At 70.6% G+C, this 18,267-nt stretch carries 14 protein-coding genes; 2 read left to right on the top strand and 12 right to left on the bottom strand.

Annotation, left to right across the window (positions count from 1 at the left end):
* Positions 1-444: hypothetical protein (locus tag PH190_RS29370; RefSeq protein ID WP_274235088.1), on the bottom strand; the 444-nt coding region annotated here is incomplete at its 3' end.
* 3,041 nt (positions 445-3,485) lie between these two features.
* Between PH190_RS29370 and PH190_RS29365 the strand changes: the two genes are divergently transcribed.
* A complete protein-coding gene (locus PH190_RS29365) occupies positions 3,486-4,259 on the top strand; it encodes a DUF5131 family protein (protein WP_274235087.1) in 774 nt (257 codons plus the stop codon).
* Here PH190_RS29365 and PH190_RS29360 read toward each other — a convergent pair.
* On the bottom strand, positions 4,256-5,347 hold the full coding sequence (locus tag PH190_RS29360) for a three-Cys-motif partner protein TcmP (protein WP_274235086.1): 1,092 nt from the start codon (positions 5,345-5,347) through the stop codon (positions 4,256-4,258). The two genes, PH190_RS29365 and PH190_RS29360, sit on opposite strands and share 4 nt — an antisense overlap.
* A gap of 326 nt (positions 5,348-5,673) precedes the next feature.
* On the opposite strand from PH190_RS29360, the gene PH190_RS29355 reads away from it, so the two are divergent.
* Positions 5,674-6,096 carry a hypothetical protein gene (locus PH190_RS29355; protein WP_274235085.1) on the top strand — a complete coding sequence of 141 codons (423 nt, stop codon included), beginning with the start codon at positions 5,674-5,676 and terminating at the stop codon, positions 6,094-6,096.
* A gap of 10 nt (positions 6,097-6,106) precedes the next feature.
* Here PH190_RS29355 and mobF read toward each other — a convergent pair whose 3' ends face one another.
* The 10 genes from mobF to ssb all read right to left on the bottom strand — a co-directional run bounded on the left by mobF (position 6,107) and on the right by ssb (position 18,192).
* Entirely contained in the window at positions 6,107-10,591 is a 4,485-nt protein-coding gene (mobF, locus tag PH190_RS29350; RefSeq protein WP_274235084.1) for a MobF family relaxase, read from the bottom strand.
* Positions 10,592-10,859: 268 nt separating this feature from the next.
* The gene (locus PH190_RS29345; protein WP_274235083.1) at positions 10,860-11,702 is read right to left on the bottom strand and encodes a serine/threonine-protein kinase; all 843 of its coding nucleotides are present in this window, start codon (positions 11,700-11,702) and stop codon (positions 10,860-10,862) included.
* A gap of 5 nt (positions 11,703-11,707) precedes the next feature.
* A complete protein-coding gene (locus PH190_RS29340) occupies positions 11,708-12,094 on the bottom strand; it encodes a hypothetical protein (RefSeq protein ID WP_274235082.1) in 387 nt (128 codons plus the stop codon).
* Positions 12,091-12,816: a hypothetical protein gene (locus PH190_RS29335; RefSeq protein ID WP_274235081.1), complete on the bottom strand. Its 726-nt coding sequence runs from the start codon at positions 12,814-12,816 to the stop codon at positions 12,091-12,093. Before PH190_RS29335 ends, PH190_RS29340 begins: the two co-directional genes overlap by 4 nt.
* On the bottom strand, positions 12,813-14,405 hold the full coding sequence (locus PH190_RS29330) for a hypothetical protein (protein ID WP_274235080.1): 1,593 nt from the start codon (positions 14,403-14,405) through the stop codon (positions 12,813-12,815). Before PH190_RS29330 ends, PH190_RS29335 begins: the two co-directional genes overlap by 4 nt.
* Before the next feature lie 115 nt (positions 14,406-14,520).
* On the bottom strand, positions 14,521-16,428 hold the full coding sequence (locus PH190_RS29325; protein WP_274235079.1) for a type IV secretory system conjugative DNA transfer family protein: 1,908 nt from the start codon (positions 16,426-16,428) through the stop codon (positions 14,521-14,523).
* Entirely contained in the window at positions 16,425-16,739 is a 315-nt protein-coding gene (locus PH190_RS29320; protein WP_274235078.1) for a hypothetical protein, read from the bottom strand. Before PH190_RS29320 ends, PH190_RS29325 begins: the two co-directional genes overlap by 4 nt.
* 25 nt (positions 16,740-16,764) lie before the next feature.
* The gene (locus tag PH190_RS29315) at positions 16,765-17,313 is read right to left on the bottom strand and encodes a hypothetical protein (protein ID WP_274235077.1); all 549 of its coding nucleotides are present in this window, start codon (positions 17,311-17,313) and stop codon (positions 16,765-16,767) included.
* Positions 17,310-17,756, bottom strand: a complete 447-nt coding sequence (locus PH190_RS30680) for a WhiB family transcriptional regulator (RefSeq protein WP_337993867.1) — start codon at positions 17,754-17,756, stop codon at positions 17,310-17,312. The genes PH190_RS29315 and PH190_RS30680 overlap by 4 nt, the downstream gene beginning before the upstream one ends.
* Entirely contained in the window at positions 17,749-18,192 is a 444-nt protein-coding gene (ssb, locus tag PH190_RS29300; RefSeq protein ID WP_274235076.1) for a single-stranded DNA-binding protein, read from the bottom strand. Before ssb ends, PH190_RS30680 begins: the two co-directional genes overlap by 8 nt.
* Positions 18,193-18,267 lie beyond the last annotated feature (75 nt).

The raw sequence follows: 18,267 nt of genomic DNA, 5'->3' as shown, positions 1-18,267 counted from the left end.
CTGACCGTTGTTGGGCTGACCGTTGTTGGGCTGACCGTTGTTGGGCTGACCGTTGTTGGGCTGACCGTTGCCGGCTCGCGCGCCGGACCCTCCGGGCTGGTCGCCACCGCCTCTATGTGCCGGCAAAGTGAACCAATGACGCCAGGCGTTCCGAAGGTCCTCCTCCGGAGTAATTCCGTTCCTCTCAATGTACTGACGCCGCAAATCACCTCCGAGGCCTTGCCCTAGGCGCTGTGTGTATATGAAGCCGGACTGCAAACAGTCGATGCCGTTGCGAGTAAGACCGAAAGCACGCCCTACCGGGCCCGGGATCAGACCGCCATTCAATGCGACCAGGCGACCCAAGGTAAATGTCGCGTTGCCGATCGAACCGGCGTCGAGCTCGGATTGCAACTGCACAGCGAGTGGGATGAGCTCCGCACCACCACCAGCAGCCATGAACAAGTCGCCGAGCTCCTTCCCATTAGGAACGCCTACCCTAGCGACGGCATCACCCAAAACACCTATCATTGCGCCTATCGCCTCGGATGTGGCCCCACGCACTATTGCCGCTTTACAGAAATCGGCCAACTCATCTGGAGTATCGGGCTCGCCTTCATTAGCGGGCGCTCCTGCCGATCCCGGACCAAGGACGACGAAGCACTCATCGGTACCTGGAACAAAACCGCCAGGGCAGTTGGGTTCGCTACCGATGGGCGCAGAGGCAGAGGCAGCGGGCGTCAAGCCACTCATCGACGATGTAGAGGCACTAGGCGTCACCCCACTGATCGATCCCGCTGCGACGGCTAGCACAGACACACCAGCTAGTACAAAGGTCGCTACTCGCTGTAGCATGACGCAGCCTTCCGCAGGGCTAATATGTCAAAGCACCGCAAGCCCAGGAATTCGGCGCGATCAGCATTCTGGCCACCCCTCGACTTTTGAGGCAGTGCACACCTCTCTGAGATGAGGGTCCTCTCAGATGGTGACCACAGCAAGGTCTACGAGAGCTAGGTTCTACGCCAATCGGGTGACGCGCCACGCTCGACGGCGGGGAATTGGCGCCGGTGCTGACTGAGTGTGCTGACCGGAGACGTTGGTCGAGGGCACGAGACACCCGCCGCTTCGTTGGCGTCGACCCCGACGACGCGGCCGGCGGAGCCCCACCATCTCGGCCAGACCGCGAGGCCGCCGATCGGGCCGCAGCCGCAGTCAATGGCACTCCACCCGTTGCCGACCCCGATCCTGCGGAACGCGCCCCGCGCCATGCCCGCGGTAACCTCGGAGTTCCTCAAGAGGCACTGGAGGTCATCATCGCCGCCGTCGAGGATGTATCGCCTGGCGCGTTCGGCTACTTCTGCCTCCGTCATGCTTTCCCCTCACGCCACGAGCGACCGGCCGTGGGAAGGCGCGCGGGATGAGCCGCAGCGCGTGACCCGACCGCCAGTGCGATTGAAACGAAGCGTGGCACCGGACCTTGCCAATTTGGTGCCGGGAGCACCAGCAGCCACCCGCTCAAACAGCACGGCGGGCGAGCGTCGAAGGCCAGCCGAGCGAGGGTCAAGCCAGGGAGGGTGGCAGGTGGGTGCGGGAGCGCCTCCACGGTGGCGCGGAGGCGCTCGTTCGCCGCGAACGCATGGAGTGCACCGGCCGCTGCCGCCCACCGCTGCGCGACTACGCGGAGCGGCGCGGTCTGCTCGTGGTTCCCCCGGTGCTCGGCGAGAACGACCCCGGCGAGCTGCTCTTCGTCCGGTGTGCGACGTCGGCTTCGCCACGGCCCTGGTCGCCCGTCTGGGTGCCGACTGGGCCGGGGCTCAGAGGCGTCGTCAGCCGGTGCGACCTCGCCGTCGACCTGAACCCGGCAGCCAACTCCTACCTGTCCGACGCGTTGGTGTACGCCTCGCTCTGTCCCACCCGACGAGTCGACCGGGGGTGGGGACGCTGGGGCCTCGAGAACCGTGGCGGCGCGGCGCCCTCACCACGTCCGCGGGGCGGGCAGCCGACGACGTCGTCGTACTCGCGTCGTCTTCGCTGTTCACCCCTCCGTATCGCCGCTCTCGACGCCACAGCTCTCATGCTTCGGACCCTTGCTGCCGGTAGGCCCGGAACCGCTCCGCGTCTGCCTCGAGGTGTGCCAAGAAGCTCTCGTAGAACTGCTCCGGGTCCCCCCAAGCCAACTCGGTCACCCCCGACGGCAACCCGTCCCCCACCTCGTCCGGCGCCGGCTGCCTCATCTCTTCGGTCGCCCCCACGGGCCGCTCCGCGCCCGACGCGCCGCTGTGCTCATCTCCCATCCGCACGATGGTGCGCGTCCCCGACCACACCGGTCAGCCGTTTCCGAGAACTCTGACCGCGCCTTGCTTCGGTAGGCATGGCACAAGCGCACCGACCCGATCAACACACCTCGAACGAGCACCACCTTGCGGGGTTGGACGATCGTCTTGAACGTTGCCTCTACCAGGGACAACGTCCTCGTGGGCCGTCACTCGCAGTTCCCTGGCATCGCCGGTCGTCGTCGTTTCGTGCCACGCGGCGTGCCTCGGCACTGCCAGCACCTCCCGGTGGCTCCCCTCGCGCCCCGCTCTCGCCACCGAGCCACAAGGACGCCGCGTGAGCCGAGGCTCGAAGCAGCCCTCAGGCGCCAGCGATAACGAGCACGAGGGGTGATGACGACAGGACCGGCAGTTGGCTCGGACCTTCGAACTGTCGCCGAGGCGGGGGCTGGATGGGCATCAGGTTCAGCACGGGGCTCGGGCCACTGCGCGTCTCGGTCCCGCTGAACCGAAGATCAGGCACCGCCGCCGATCTCGGTGCCCGAGCCGGTCGCTGGCGTCCTGACGTGACGCTGGTGTGTGGTTCTCCCGTTCGGCCGGGTCCGTGCGCACCAGCTCCATCAGCCGGTCGGCGATCAGGTCGGGAACCGGCCGGCGGGAGATGTCGATTGATGAACCTGATCGGGGTGGGCGTACCTGCTGGGGTCCTGCCAGCTCCTGGCACGACGGGAGGCTGCGCGGCGAGCTCCGGAGGGACACGATCAGCGGCACGCGCATGAGCGAACGAGCGGCGTGACCGGGCAGCGGCCTACCGCTGCTCAGCAGGCGCCCACGGTCGCCACCGCCCATCCGCTGCTCTTGGCCCCATCGCGGATCGCCTTCAGCGTTTCGCGGCGCCGGCCTCCCTCGCTCGAGGCGCCATAGCCGCTGCTCGGGGAGCGGCGCCGGCTGCTGGTGCCGGTTCGGGCGCGACCACCAGTCCGCCCTGGCGGCATTGATGTAGGGCGCGAAGACCTCGCGCAGCCCGCGCGGTTCGGCAGCAGGTGATCGTGCCAGCCAGCGACAGGCACGCGTAGTACTCGACCACCCGCGCGACCACATGCGCCAGCGGCCCGGACGAGACGACCGCGAGCCCCTCGCGGTGACCGGGCACGGCGTCCGCCGGTGCTGGGTGCACGAAGCCCGGCGGGCACCCTTGCAATGGCACGACCCGCGTGGGGCTAAGTCGAACACATGTTCGACAAGGATCAAATAAGGGAGTACGCTTCGATCATGGCAGGCGCCTCAACTATCGAGTGGACGGAAGCAACCTGGAACCCGACTACAGGTTGCGACCGCGTTAGCGATGGTTGCGACAATTGCTACGCACTGACCCTTGCCAGTCGACTGAAAGCGATGGGCCAACCCCGATATCAGACAGACGGGCACCCGCGCACGTCTGGCCCTGGTTTCGGCCTGGCGCTTCACCCAGACTCGCTCGACGCTCCGAAGAAGTGGAAGCGGTCACGGCTCATCTTCGTCAACAGCATGAGTGACCTGTTCCACGCCAAAGTACCCCTTAGTTACGTCCAGGACGTCTTCGACGTGATCGCCGAGACTCCACAGCACACCTATCAGGTTCTCACCAAGCGATCGCTGCGCCTCGCTCGCGTGGCCGATAGGCTGTCATGGCCAGACAATTTATGGCTAGGCGTGACTGTAGAGTCGAGCAGCCACGTTGATCGAATGAATCACTTGCGCTCGGTCCCCGCGCGTGTGCGATTCATCTCGGCCGAGCCCCTTCTGGGCGATCTTGGCGAGCTTGACCTGCATGAAATCCACTGGATCATTGCAGGCGGGGAGAGTGGGCGATCGGCTCGACCGATGGAAGAAGGGTGGGTCAGAAACATACGCGATCAAGCACTTGACGCAAATGTCGCCTTCTTCTTTAAGCAGTGGGGTGGGCGAACACCGAAGGCCGGCGGCCGGGTCCTCGATGGCGAGACCTGGGACCAACTCCCCAGCTAGAATTGGATCATAGTCCCTGCGGGATAGGTCCCTTTCCTCTTCTGATTCGGGGAAGCGATGAGCCCGTCAGTCTGCATTGGCTTTAGGGTGAGCCTCTTGAGATGAGACGCTGCGTAAGGTGTGTTCACGAGGACATACTGCTCAAGCTCCTCTACACTCACCAACTTCCCCGCAAAGTGGCTCTGCAACTCAAGTCTCAGCGGATAGGTATCAACCTCGACGTCGAAGAGTACGTCTTGGCCCGCGAAGAAGTCAGAGAACTTTTGCCCTCCACCGGGATCGACCCGCCACATCGCGTCCTTCATCACTCGAAGTCCTGTGACGCTGCGGGTCCCGTAGAAGAGGAAGTACCCGGTCTTGCCGTCCTCTCTGATCATCTCAAAGCTGTGCACGTAGGGGAAGCCGCACACACTTCTGAGCTGATCTTGATAGAGGTTGTGCAGGAAGAGCTTCCGGTCTGTACCCGCCAGATCGCGGGCGTTCTTGTAGAGGTCAATGCCGAACAGCTCGGTCAGGCGATCGTCAATGTTGCCGGCTGCGGCGAAACGATTGACCGTGTTGAAGTCGAAGTAGACGAACAGTTCGCATTGCCGGAACGCAAGCAGGCGCGCCAGCAACGCCATGGGGATGCCCTTGACGCCAAATGGATCGACAAAGGCGAAGGTGGGCGCCAGATTTGCCTTTTGTTGCTCCAGGTACTGGAGCATCTCGCTGGCAACTTCCTCAAAGCTGGAGTTGTTAACGGAGACGCCCACATTATTGGGCCAGGGGCTGTTCTGACGCTGGAACTCCGCAACGATCTCGGCGAGGCTCTCGCATCGGTCGGCCTGCATTTCGTTGAAGATGAAGACAAAGTGCTTGTTTGACATCTGCGGAAAGTAGTTGTGCTTGAGTAGTGCGTCGAGCGCAATCTGCGGCGACCCCGGTTCGCCTCCTTGGTAGACACCAGGTCCGGCAAAACCGTCGAGAAACACCACACGTTCGTTGTACCTGCTGAGGATGGGAAACCAACCCCCGAGGTAGTACTTCAACAGGTCGTGTTTCGCGCGAGTGTGGGCTGGCAGTTCCCAAGTCGTCGACTTCGGCATCCCGGGAAGAGCCCCCCTTGATCAAGTGGTGTGCCGCAATCATATCGGGCATGACGTCGAAGTTGTTACGCGTCCAAACGGACTAGAGGCCGCAAGGAGCACCCAATTGGCGGTGCCCAAGGTCGCGCCCAGGCGCTCGTCCGGCCTGATGCCGCGCTCCTTGTTCAACCCGCGTCGCCGGCCGCTCGAATAGTGCGCCGGACTCGCGCCATGGCGCTCTTCGACGGTCCGGACCCGCTGCGTCGATCGACGCGAGCTGCGCCGCCCGGACGTACTCGAGGCTCTCGTGCTTCCGCCTGTCAGTCCCGAGTGTCACCGTGTCGAGCATGGACGTGACCGACGCGGACGTGGCGGCGATCCCGGTAGGCAACATCTGCGTGCCACACGCCGATTTCGTGGCCGTGTGGCGCGCGGCGTCCGACCGGGACCACGAGGACTTCTCCCGCGGTGGCCAGGGCTGGTACGCGGCCGGGGTGGCCACGACGTGCCGGTGGCTCGCGACGGCACCGTCACGGTTGGCGAACGGCCTGACTGACCCGACGCCGGCGCCGGCGACTCATCGGACGGCCTTGGCGTATGAGGAGTTAATCGAGGCGGAGTTCCTCGCTGCTGAGCGGCTCGCGGAGACGCGGCCAGAGCTCACGCGATCGCGGCCCGGATGGTGTGAGGGGGTCCGGGCGACCTTGCGATGGGCATGGCGTCGCCAGGGCCCTCCGCCCCTCGACGCCGAGGTCCCGGCCGAACTCTGACCTCGGGCGACTATGTGTCGACTTCGTCGAGGTCCCCGACATCGTCCGACCCGACATGGTCGGTCGGCTCGGTGGTGTCGTCCGAGGTCTCGACCAGTTCGTCACGGGTTCGCCACTGTGCGAGCTGCTCCGTGCGCTGGTCGGCCTCGGCCTTTGCGTCGGCCTCATCGCGAGCACGGATCTCGGCCAAGGCCCGGTTGGCCTTCTCGACCGCGGCCGAGGTCTCGTCGGCGGTGGGCACGCGGACGTGGTCCTCGGCGACGGGCCTCGGCTCCGATGACGCCACCTCGCGGATGTCGGGTCCGGCCGGCTCGACCTCGGTCGGCTGCTCGGCTTGGACGTCGTCGGCGTGGACGTCCTCGGCTGTTTCGACCTCGGCTGGCTCGGCCCTCGCCTGTTCATCGTCGGGCTGCTTCTCTTCGGGAGTCTGCTCGTCGAGGTCGTGTGGCCGATCGGTGACGTCGTCCTCGGTGACGTCTCGGTGGGCCTCGTCGTCAGCGACGGCGGATCGGTGGGCGGCGAGCCATTCGGCAGCGGTGGTGCGCTGCTCGGGTTCGTCGTCGGCGTGACGGGCGGCGAGCTCGGCCTTGGCTCGTTCGGCGGCGGATCGGGTGCCGGCGGTGTGGGCGAGCCACCGGGAGCGGGCTTCGTCGACATCGCTGAGCTCGGCGGCGCGTGCTTTGAGGATGGAGGCGAGAGTCGCGGTCTGTTCCGCCTCCGCGCTGAGGCGAGTCTGCTCCTCGGGCTCGGTGGCGGCGTCGGCTACGGCGCGTCGGAGCTGGGCGTCGTGCCCGGCGCGGGTGGCGGCTTGGTGGGTGCCGGCGAGCTCGTTGGCGACGTAGCGGGGTGCCCACGCGGCTTCGCGTTCGTGGGCACGGACGCGGACGCGGAGCTGGCCGTCGGAGAGCTCGTGTTCTTCGCGGTCGATCTCGGGCCGGCCGAGGGCGCGCCAGGCGGAGCGGTAGGCGGCGTATGCCTCGACCTTGCCCGGCCCAGGTGCGGGGCCGAGGGCGTCCTCGGCGTCGTCGTGGCCGCTGAGTTCGCGCCAGGCGGCGACCGCGCTGGCTCGGTCTTGCCACTGCCCGCGGTCTGCGAGGGATTCGGGGATGGGACCGAGGGCGTCGGTGAGCCAGCGCGGCGGGGTGGCCGCGAGCTGCCGGCCGAGTTCGGCGCTGCGTCGGTCGGCGGCCTGGGCGAGGGAGGTGAGGTAGCGGTCCCAGTCGGCGTGTCCGGTGTCGGGGACCCAATCGGCCCAGGTCCGCCCGGCCGGGTCGAAGGTGTGGGCGTCGCGGATGCGGCCGTGGATGACGTTGGTGAGGTTGCGCGCTCCCTCAAGGGGCCGGTCGGCGACGGCCTCGCGCAGCACGGCGTCGGGAGCATCGCCGGCGATCTCGGCACGGCGCAGGATGCGGGTGAGCGAGGCGGCGCCGTCCTCGGCGGCGAGCCGTGCGCGGTCGTGGTCGGTGATGGTGCCGTCGGCGGCGAGGGCGTCGAGCCAGCGGCCGGTGCGCTCGGTCGCAGCGAGGTGGGCCGCGTCGGCGAACAGCTCACCGGCGGTACGGGTGCTGCCGGAGTCAGCCGCGGACTCCGTCGCGGTGGCGAGCGCGGAGGCGGAGTCTGCGTGGTCGTCTCTGGCGATGACGCTGGCGAGAACGGCGACGGGGTCCCGGTGCAGCGAGTGGTCGGCGGTGAGCCCCTGTGCGGGGTCGGTAGGACCGCCGATAGTGGCGACGTGGGCGGTGTTGGCGTCCCGGCCGCGAGTGAGCCCCACATAGCTTGCAGCGCGGCTGGTTCCGGGTCCCGCGACGAGGTGGCTGGTCTCGACCGTCGCGCCTTGGGTGGCGTGGACGGTGCCGGCGTAGGCCAAGGAGACATCGGCGGCGACGTAGTCGCTCGGAAGCGAGATCGGTTCGCCGAGGACCTCCCGACCATCGGGTTCGCGGCCGTGCACGCGCGCGACGGTGAACCCACCGTCCTCGCTGATGGCGGTGACTCGGTAGGTCTCGCGATTGATCGGGCCCTGCTTGTTCCCCTCGTGGCCCGCCAGCTCCCAGCCGTTCCTGCGCGCGGCCACCAGGTCGCCGACCCCGGCGTAGTTGCCGTCGCGCCCGAGGCGAACGCCGTGCTCGGCCACCTGGCCGAGACGGACGAGCTCGGCGCGTAGCGCGGCGGAGAGGCGGTCGGCCTGATCGTTGGTGTCAACCACGAGCACCGACCGGCGCCCGGCGAGGGTGTCGGCCAGCCAGGCCCTACTGGCGGAGGCCTCGGCGTCCTCAAGGGTGCCGGCGTCTATAACCCGCCCGTGGCGGTGGTAGTCGCGAAGCACGGTCTGGTCGCCGTCGCGCAGCCGCAGCGAGGCAGGCCCCTCCCAGTCCTCGCGAAAGCGGCGGGTCTCGGTGAGCTCGTAGCGAGCGCCCGCCTGAGAAAGCAGATCCATCGCCCCACCTGCGCCGACGGAGGCGAGCTGGCGGTGGTCGCCGACCAGGAGCAACTTGGCGTCGGCAGCCTCGACGTGCGCATAGATGGCGGCCAGGGCCGTGGTGTCGGCCATGGCGGACTCGTCGACCACGACCAGGTCTCCGAATCGCAGCCGCCACGTCGAGGCGTCGTCGACCTCACCCCCTCGAGCGAGGCGGTCCTGGGTGTCGAGCCAGCGCTTGACGTTGCGAGCGTCGAGGCCCTCGTCGGCGAGGACGCCGGTGGCGATCTGGCTGGTGGCCAGCCCGACCACTCGCCCCGCAGCGCTGCCCCGCAGCTGCGGGTCGGACCACCCCTTGGCGAGGGTGCCGACGACGAAGCTCTTGCCGGTACCTGCCGGGCCAACCAGCGTCTCGATCCGCGCGCCGGAGGTGAGCACGCCGCGGACGGCGGCGGCCTGATCGACACCGAGTTCGAGGCCGGACTCGCGGAGCTGCCCCAGGAAGCGGTTCGCGAGCGTGGCCGGGACTGCGCTGGCGTCCCCGCGGCGGGTGGCGGCGGCCATGGCTCGCTCGGTGTGGACGTGCTCGGGGGTGGCGTACACCCTCGCGCCGGGGGCGTCGTAGGCCGAGCGCCCGTTCGCGAGCCGCAGCTCGTCAGGTAGTGCGTCGTCGCCGGGACGGGCCGCGTCGAGCGGCGTCGCGAGGGCGATGCCCTCGTCGGTGAGCCAGTCCAGCAGGCCCGCGACGTCCTGACCGTCAGTCAGCCCGAGGGTGTCGGGCAGGGCGTCGTTGATCGCGCGGGTGAGGTCGGCGCGGGTCCAGGCGGCTTTGCGGGTCTGTACGTCGGCCAGCGCGGTCTCGAGGACCTCTTTCGGTGACCACTCCCCGGCAGCGGGAGGGTCCTCGTTCCGAGCGGCGAGAACGTCCTCGGCAACCGAGCGCAGGCCACCGGCGACCTCGCCGCGCAGCTGAGCGTCGACCCGGTCGAGGAACTGGGAGCGGGTCTCGCCCTCGTGGGACTTCGCCTTGCGGGTGGCCATGGTGGCCTGACGGGAGAGCCGATCGCGCTCGAGGCCGTTGGCCTCGCGGTCGTGGTGGGCCTCGAACTCGGCGATGAGCTCGGCGGCCTTCTCAGTGACCGCGCGGCGGCGCGAAGAGAACAGGTCGGTGACTGTGTCGTCGATGCCGACGACCTCGCGGGCCTTCCCGTCGGGGCGCATGGCCATCCGGAGCCCGAGCGCGTGGGCGAGGTGTTCCTCGGTGGTGCGCTCGCCGACGGCGGCCGCGGCGGGCCGGAATTTGTGGATCGCGCGGGAGTCGAGGGTGCGCCACTCGTCGTCGGTGTCGCCCGGGGCGCGGTTGAGGATCGGGTTGTGGATGTGCAGCTGCGGGTCGTGGTCGCGGGAGTCGTGCTGGAAGAACGACGCCACGACCCAGCCGTGCGCGTCGACCCAGCGCCCGGCGGCGCCGCCGTGGTGCCCGACCCGGGCGTAGCCGGCCTTGTCCTGCAGGTAGGACAGCGCCGCGTTGTTGCCTGCCCAGATGGCGTCCTCGACCGCCTGGCGGTACTCGCCCCACGCTGCCGCGGCGTCCTCGTGGCCCGCGGTGCGGGCCTTGACTTCCTCGGCCTCGAACGCGGTGTGCAGGACGGTGACGCTCTTCTGAACGCTGAACGTGGCGTCGAGGAAGGCGACGTTGTGCCGGGCCTGCTTGCCCGCCTCGACCTGGAGTTCAGCGCGGCGTTCAGCCGGGGCGTCAGGCTCGCGTTCAAGCGCGGCGGCGTACAACTCGTCCTCGGTCGCGTACCGCCGTCCGGTGTGGCCGAGGGTCGGGACCTCGTCCCACCGATTGGGGTCGACGAAGCTCTCGTGGCGTGGATCGAGGAAGCGCTCGTAGATCCCGCGCATGTCCTGGGCGTCGACGAGCCCGCTCAGCCCGAGCTTCTCCGCGCCGGCGCCCCACCACCGGCCGGGCGGCTCGCCGTCGGTGACCGCGCCCGTGTAGTAGGACTCGCGGCCAGTGGCGACCTCCTTGAGCAGGTAGTCCGGGGAGTAGCCCGCCGCAACGCTCAGCATCCGGACGACCTAGAGAAGACCTTTAACGGTCGCCGTACGCGATGATTAGCACCGCGCGGCCATTCGGGCCGGCCGGAGGCCGGCCCGGACCCTCGGATCGTGATGCCTAGGTGTGCGTCTTCTGATCTTTCCCTTGATCTTTTCGTTCTTGGGTCTTGTTGCTCGTGTCTTGTCGTCTGTTCGGTGTAGTGATCGGTGTCGGTTGCTGTTCTTGGTTCTTGCTCTTCGTCTTGGGTCTTGTTCTTGCTCGTGGTCGGCTGCTGGGTGGTCATGGTTGGGCCTCGTCGGTGGGGTCGTTGTCGCTGGTGTTGATCAGATGCAGGGGCAGCGGTCGCTCGCGGAGCGCTTTGAGCGCGGCGGCGGCGGTGCCGCGGGACACTTCGGCGGCGGTCTCGAGCTCGGTCACGGTCGGCCAGGCGCCGTGGCGCTGGGCGTGCCGCGACGCGGCGGCCTCGGCCCGGTCGCGGGCCGGCGAGGACGCGGTCCGCGCCCGCGGTGCGTCGTCCGGGCCGTCCTCGGTGTCGCCGTCGCCGCCCTGCTCAGCGGCACTACTCGGCGACGGCTGTACAGGCGCCGGAAGGACCTCAGGCTGAACAGTCGGGGCAGTGAACGGCCCGGGCAGAATGCCGCTGGGTTGAACGCTGCCAGGCTGAACGACATTCGCTGGCTCGGCGGTGGCGAGGAGGTAGAGCAGGTGGGCGACGACCGCGGCCGCGACGGCCGGCCACGCACCGACCCCGAACCGCAGCGCGGGGGCGACCTCGACGGTGGGCCCGCCGGCGAGGTAGGCGGCTTGGGCGAGCCCGGACAGACCGGCCGCGGTGACGACGACGGCCCACGCGTAGCGGGCCGCGCCGTCACGCAGGCGGGCGGTGGCGCCGTAGGCGACCAGAGCGAGCCCGTCAGTGATCAGCGGATAGAGCCACGCGATCCCGCTCGGCACCCGCGCGGCGACGGCGACCTCGAACAGCCCGTGCGCGGTGGCGATGGCGGCGCCGAGCGCGACCGCCAGGCCCGGCAGCCACAGCAGCGCTCTGCTCGACGCCCGGGCTGACGCCGGACCGGTCGTCACCGAGGCGTTCGGGACGCGCCCGGTGTCGTCGTCGCCCATGACCATCACTCCGCAACGGCGTCGTCGGCGCGGAGCTCGTGGCCGCGGTCGGCGGCATGCCAGCTGACCAGTTGCTGCCGGCGGTTCTGGTCCTGGTCGAGGTCACCCGATACGCGTTGGGCGGCGTGGGCGGTGGCCATCCGAGCGTGGTCCGCTGGATCGCCCTCGCGGCGGACCGATCCCGGGGGCGTGGTCCGCTGCGTGGGCGGGATGCCGGCCTTGCGCTCGAGGTCGTCGACGGTGCGGCGCAGGTCGTCGAGGGTGCCGCAGAAGCAGTCGTAGGTCGGCCATAGGACCCCGAGGCGGGCGGTCAGGCGGTCCCACTCGGCGCGCTCGGCGGCTTCGCGGGCTCGCTGCTGCGCGCGGGTCTCGGCCTGCTCGGCGGCGGTCACCGCGACCACCGCCCGCGCTCGGCGCCGTTCGCCGCGGCGCCGATCCCCGAACCGTCGCGGGTCGACGTGCCCTCGGTGGTCGGCTCCGGGGGTGCTTGGTCGCGGGCGCCGGCCCACCACCAGACGATCGACGGCGCGGCCTCGACACCCGGCACCGGCGCGGCACCAAGAGGAGCTGTGGCCCAGCCGGGGCGGGTCTGGTGCCGCTCGCGCGAACAGGACCCGACCGCGGTCTTCAGCCGGCGCACCACCCCGGGCCGTTGACGGTCGTGCCAGTCCCCCGCCAACTGGACCGACGCGCCGCGGCCTTCGTAGGCGGCGCGCCATGCGTGCTGGAGCCAGAGGAGCTCCTCGACGACGTCGGGGTGCCAGAGCCAGCACTCGGGCAGCACCGCGACCCCGTCGGGATAGCGCAGGAACACCGCGTGCAGCCACCGACACAGCTCCTCGACCAGACCCGCGAGCGCTTCGCTGTCGGCCGGCGCGGTCAGCCAGGAGGGCGCGACGGTCGGGCCGGGCCGCGCCGGAGTAGCGGCGACGGCGTCGGCGAGCTGGGCCACGGTGCGGGCAAGGTCGTCCACCCGCGTCGGGGTGCAGATCACGGCGTCCAGGCCACGGCGCAACCCGTCGACCTCACGAGCCAGCCCGGCCAGGGCCTCGACCCGCGCGAACGCGTCCTCGCCGTCACCGGGCCCCGGCTGCCCGGGTGGGCGGCGAGTCACCGACCCCACCCCAGCTCGTCCGCGCCGCCTTCGCCGCTGTGGCCGCTGTGGGTGTCCTGCCCCGAGTCGAGATCGGGGTCGCTCTGGACGCGGTGGTCGTCGTCGTACCAGCGGGCGAGCTGCTCGCGCCGCTGCTCGTCCTCGTCCGGCACGCTCTTCTGGGCTTCTCCTGCGAGGGAGTCACGCAGGTTCTCGATGCGTTGGCGCAGCCGGTCGGGGTCGTCGAGGGCCTCGCGCTGAGTGCTGGCGTCCCGGTCGTCGAAGGCCGCCTCGTCGGCCCGGGGCTCGCGGGCGACCTGCTCCCCCTCGTGCCGGTCCGGGCCGGCGAGGGTGTCGGGCTGGCCGTGCTCGTCGAGCGGGAGGCCGTCGAGCGCGTCGTAGACCGGAAGCGGCGCAAGCCGGTCCAAGGCGTGGAGCCGCTGGTACTCAACCCAGGCGTAGGGGTCGGAGTCGTGCGCGCGGTTGGACAGCACGCCCCGCTCCTGGGCGTGCGCGAGCGCGTCCTCGACCGGGGTCAGGGGCCGACTCGGCCAGCCCGGCGCAGGAGGCGTGCTCTCGGCGAGCCACGCGGTGCGGGCGGCGGCTTCGGCGTCGGACGCAGGCTCACGCCAGCCGGGGTCGCCGTACTCCGCGGCCGGGTTGTACGCCGTGGTCGCGCCACGTCGACTGTCGAGGTAGGCCTCATGATCGTCAGCAGTCCACCGAGGCGGTGCGGTGCGGGCGTCCGCGACCAGGGCGTCACGCTCGTCGGTGTGGAGGGCGCGGAACCCGCCGGGGGTGGCCGGGTCGAAGACGACGTAGCCGTCGCGCTCGGCGATCGTGGACGCCTTGTCCCAATCGCCCGTTGCCTCGTGGGCGGCCTCGTCCGATGCGCGCAGCTCAACGACGTCGGACGCTTCGGTAGCTGTCGACGTCGCCGACGATGCCGACGTCGACGGCGGAGCCGACGTCGCGGGGGCGCCCGGTTGGCCGTCGAGACGGACGGTGTCTCCGGTGGTGGGGTCGGTGTAGATGTCGGTGTCCGGGTCCGTGGCAATGGCGGGGCCGGCCGCGTCGACCCCGGCGGCCTGGGTCAGGCTCTGCGCCCGGTCGGCTCGCTCTTCCAAGGTCAGTTCATGCGCGGCGTCGCGTCCCCACGGCCGTACGGGGTCGGCCGTCGCGCGGTCGGCGTCGAGGTCGTGCGCGGTCGGGATGCTGGCGGGCTCGCGGTCCTCGGCGAGGATGTCGACGGGTTGGAGCAGGGCGTCGAGCTGGGCGCGCCAGGTCGCGGTCTCAGCGGCCAGAGCGTAGTCGTCGTCCTCACGGACCAGCCCGATGTAGCCGGCGACCTGCGCGGGCATGCTCGTCGCGGGGTGGCTCTCGGCGCGGCGCTCGGCTTCGTCCCACACCGCGTCGAGCTCGCGGACCGCGTCGGCACGGTCGGCGGGGCTGCCGGTGTGGGCGATCTGGTCGAGGTACTCGGCGCGCGCGATCAGCTCCCGGGTCGTGAGCCGCTGAGCCGGCAGCTCCGGCTCCGGCGCCCGCCACGCGGGGCCCGTGATGACGACCTCGCGGGAACCGGGTTCGTTGTTGGGTGTCTGGTCGCTCATCGAGGGCTCCTGGTCCTGAAGGCGTCGGCCCTTGCGCGGACGTCGCCGGACGCGGCGAGCTGGCAGCCGTCGCCGTTGGGGTCGTGGTCGATCTCGGTCTGGAGGCCCCTGACGCTCATCGCAGCCACCGCTCGTCCACGCCGTGGTCGTGGTCGCCGAGGACGGGCGGGGCGACCGGGTCGACGTCGATCACCAGCGGCGGCCCAGCCTCCGAGGGCGGGCGCGGCGCCGGCACGCTCGTGCTGTCCCGTCGGATGGTCATCCGCGGCCAAAGGCCCGCGACACGGGAGCGCCAGGTGTGTCGGCGCGGGGCGGCAACTCTTCGTAGCACCGCCGCAAGCCCGACCTCGACCCAGGCGCGCGCCCGCTGCTGACTTCCCCGCCAGCCCACGGCGGGCTGCGCGTGCAGAGCGCGAACGTCGCTGCGGGCCCACGCCATGCGGGCCCGGCCGATGACTGGGGCGATGCCGCGCCGGTAGACGACGACCTTCCCGGCGGGCAAGTTCGCGATCTGCGCCGGGGCGAGCACCGGCACCTTGCGCACCGTCCGCGAGGCGACCCGCCCGTGCAGGTCGGTGGTGGTGATCCGCTCGTCGCGCTCGCCGGCCAGAATCGACGAGAACTGCAGATCCTCGCGGTCGCGGGTGCCGCCGAACAGCATCACCGAGCCGGTGTTGTTCAGGATCGTGGCGGTCTTGTGCTCGCCGTACCGCGCGAGCAGCTGCGCCCTCGATTGGAACGGGGCGATGATCGTGACCCCGCGACCGCCCATGTCCGCGGTCCAGTTCTCCAACGGCACCGGGCTGATCAGCGCCGCCTCGTCGAGCGCCAGCAGCAACGGCGGATCGAGCCGTCCGGCCGGCTTGGTGGTGGCGAGGCGGCGGGCCTCGCGGGCGATATGGCCCGTTAGCGCGCAGACCAGGGGGCCGGTGTCGGCTTCCTCAGCCCCCAGCAGGAACACCGTCGCCTGCGACGCCAACAGCGCCTCGACGTCGAAGGGCTGGTCGGTGGCGCTGGCGGCGGCTGCGGCGTCGGGGTGGTTGAGCCATCCGAGCGCGGGCATGATCGAGTTGGTGATGCTGGTGCGGGTGCGGTCGTTGGTGGTGACGAACTGCTCGGCCGCCTTGTCGAACGTCTCCACCTGCGACCTTCTGAGCAGGGCGGGGACCTCGCGGGCGGCGCGGTCGTTGTCGGCCACCCACCCGAGCACGTCGCGCATCGACCCCCGGCCCAATGCGGCCGCGTGCAGCAACGCCGCGAGCACGCGGCGGGCCTGGGCATCCCACCGCTCCGCGTCACCGTGCGAGGCCCGCGAGGTGGCCGCGACCATGTCGGTGGCCCGTTCCATAGCGGTCACCGGGTCGGTGCAGCCGGTCAGCGGGTCAAAGGTGATCGTCGAACGCAGCCCGCCGAGCCCGACCGGGTTGAACACGAACACCGGCCCCCGCGCCTTCTGACGGATCGGGGCGCACAGCTCCAGCAGGTCGGTCCGCGTGGACGTGACCACCGCGGCGCCGGGAGCGTCGAGGACCCGGCCGGCCAGCCAGCCGGTCTTGCCGGTCCGTGGGCCGCCGAAGACCAGGGTCACGTCCTCGACCGAGGACCACACCCGCTGCAACCCGACCCGGCACAGCTCCACCCCCACCGACGACGTCGGGGTCGCCCACCCCTCCCGGCGGGTCAACGAGCCCAGCGACGGCCGCACCGTCCCCGCCCGCCGGCGCGTGGCGAGAGTGCCCGCGTGGCGGGCCACATCGAGGCTGGACGCGACGCCGGCGCGGCGCCGTGAGCGGGCCGACCAGCGCGACACGATCGACCGCGAACGCGACCAGCGGTGCCATCCCACCAGTGCGAGGACCGCGGCGGCGACCAGCAGTACTGGCCACGACAGCGCCTGCACCAACGTGATCGCCGGCAACAGTGCCACTGAGGCGCACACGAGCGCGGAGCGGCGCGCGCCGCGCAGCAGTTGCACGGCGGTGGCGCCGACCAGCAGCCCGAGAATCAGCACGGTGGTGATCACCGGGACCACCCGCCCTCGCGACCGGGCGGATTGACCAGCTCGGCGGCGTCGGCCAGCCAGTAGCCACCGGCCGGGTGGGCGAGCTGGAACCCCACGCCCTCGCCGGTGATCCGGCGCGCCCACGCCTGCGCGGTGTCGTCGGTCATCGGCTCGTCGGTCCGCCCGGCCACGGTCCCATCGATGAACAGGGCCCAGGTGATCGGCCCGCCGCACGGCGCCTCCCCGAGCTCGAACCCGAGCACCCTGGTGGCGATGTCGGCGCGGACCAGTTCGATCCCCAGCAGCAGCGGCATGGTCGTGCCCGCCGTCATCGCGACCGAGGCCTTCCCATGAGAGCTATGCATCGCCGTCTCCCTCCTCGTCCTGGCGCCCGTCGTCGATCCGCCACATGTCGAGCGCCGCCGCGCGGCGGGCGCAGTCAGCGAGATGGCCCGTCTCCCGGTCGTCTGGGTGCGAGGCGAACGGGCCGCTGTCGCGCACCCGGGCACGGCAGGTCGTACAGACCCACACCGCCGAGCCCGGCGCGGTGCTCGCCATGGGCGGTGGAGGCCGGTGCTCGATGAGCCACTCCCACGCCGCCTCCGCGCGGGAACTCCCTGACTCCTGGGGAAGCTCGAGGGCCTGGCCGACGGCGTCCCAGCTGTGTCCGGCACCGCGGGCTCGAAGGGCCCAGTCCCGCAGCGCACCCGCCGCCACCTCGGCGACCAGACGCCCAGCCCGCACACCGGCCAGCGGGTCGGCCAGCACCGGACGGGACAGCCCATGGAAGCCCTCAACCGGCTCCTGCTGCTCGATCGTGTCGAACGCGGCCACCGCGACCCGCCGCACATGCGCGCGCGTCGACCACGCCGCCCGCTCGCGTCGACTCACCTCGAGCGCGCTCACCGGGAGCCACCTCGCCGAACCCTGGTCGGCGGGTCGGTCGACGGCGCGGCGAGCTCGGAGGGCAGGCGGGCCGCCCAGCGGGCGACGGTGCGGGCACTCACCCCGTACTCCGCGGCGACCTCCGGCGGCGAGGAGCCCGCCTCGAGCAGCGCCAGCCACTGCGGCTTGCGCGGCGCGGAGCGTTCGCCGAGTCGCTCGCGTTGCGCGCGGGCTCGTCGGCGCTCGAGCTCGGTCATCCCGCCCGCGACCCCGTGCGGCAGCCGCTCCAGCGCCTCCTCCAGGCACTGCTCGCGCACCGGGCAGCGGCGGCACACCGCCTTCGCCGCCTCGACCTGCCGGCCCACCAGCGGCTCGTCCACCGCCTCGTCAATGCTCTCGGGGAAGAACAGCTCGGGGTCGACACCCCGGCACGCAGCGCGAGCCTGCCAATGCGTGTCAGCCATGACCGCCCACCAGCTCGTCCTCCGAGCCCGACCCGATCTCCGGCGCCCTGTCGTCGTGGCTGGCAGAGGCGGGCGATGTCGCACGCACAGGGCGGGCCGTGGCGTAGCGCAGCGACACCCCAAGCTCGTCGACCTCGAGCTCGATCACCTGCCGGCGCTGCCCCTCCGCGGTCTCGAACGACCGCTGCCGAAGCCGGCCGTTCACCACCACCCGGTCGCCCTTGTTCAGCGACTCCGCGATGTGCTCCGCGAGCGGCCCCCAAGCCACACCACGCAGGAACAGCGCATCGCCGTCGGTCCACTCGCCCGCCTGTCGATCGAAGCGCCGAGGCGTCGACGCCACCGTGAACCCCGCCCGAGCCGCCCCACTGGGCAGGTACCGCAGCTCCGGGGCATCGGTCAGGTTCCCGACGATGGTCAACGTCGTCTCGTTCATGACGGTCTCCTCAGAGGTTGGTCAGCCGCGTCCGTCGCGCAGCTGTTTGTTGATGGGTCCCGCCGGATGGCGGGT

It is taken from the genome of Actinomycetospora straminea (assembly GCF_028737255.1).
GTDB classification, from domain to species: Bacteria; Actinomycetota; Actinomycetes; order Mycobacteriales; family Pseudonocardiaceae; genus Actinomycetospora; species Actinomycetospora straminea.
The sequence above is the reverse complement of the archived record's forward strand: the minus strand, read 5'-3'. Positions and strand labels throughout refer to the sequence as shown.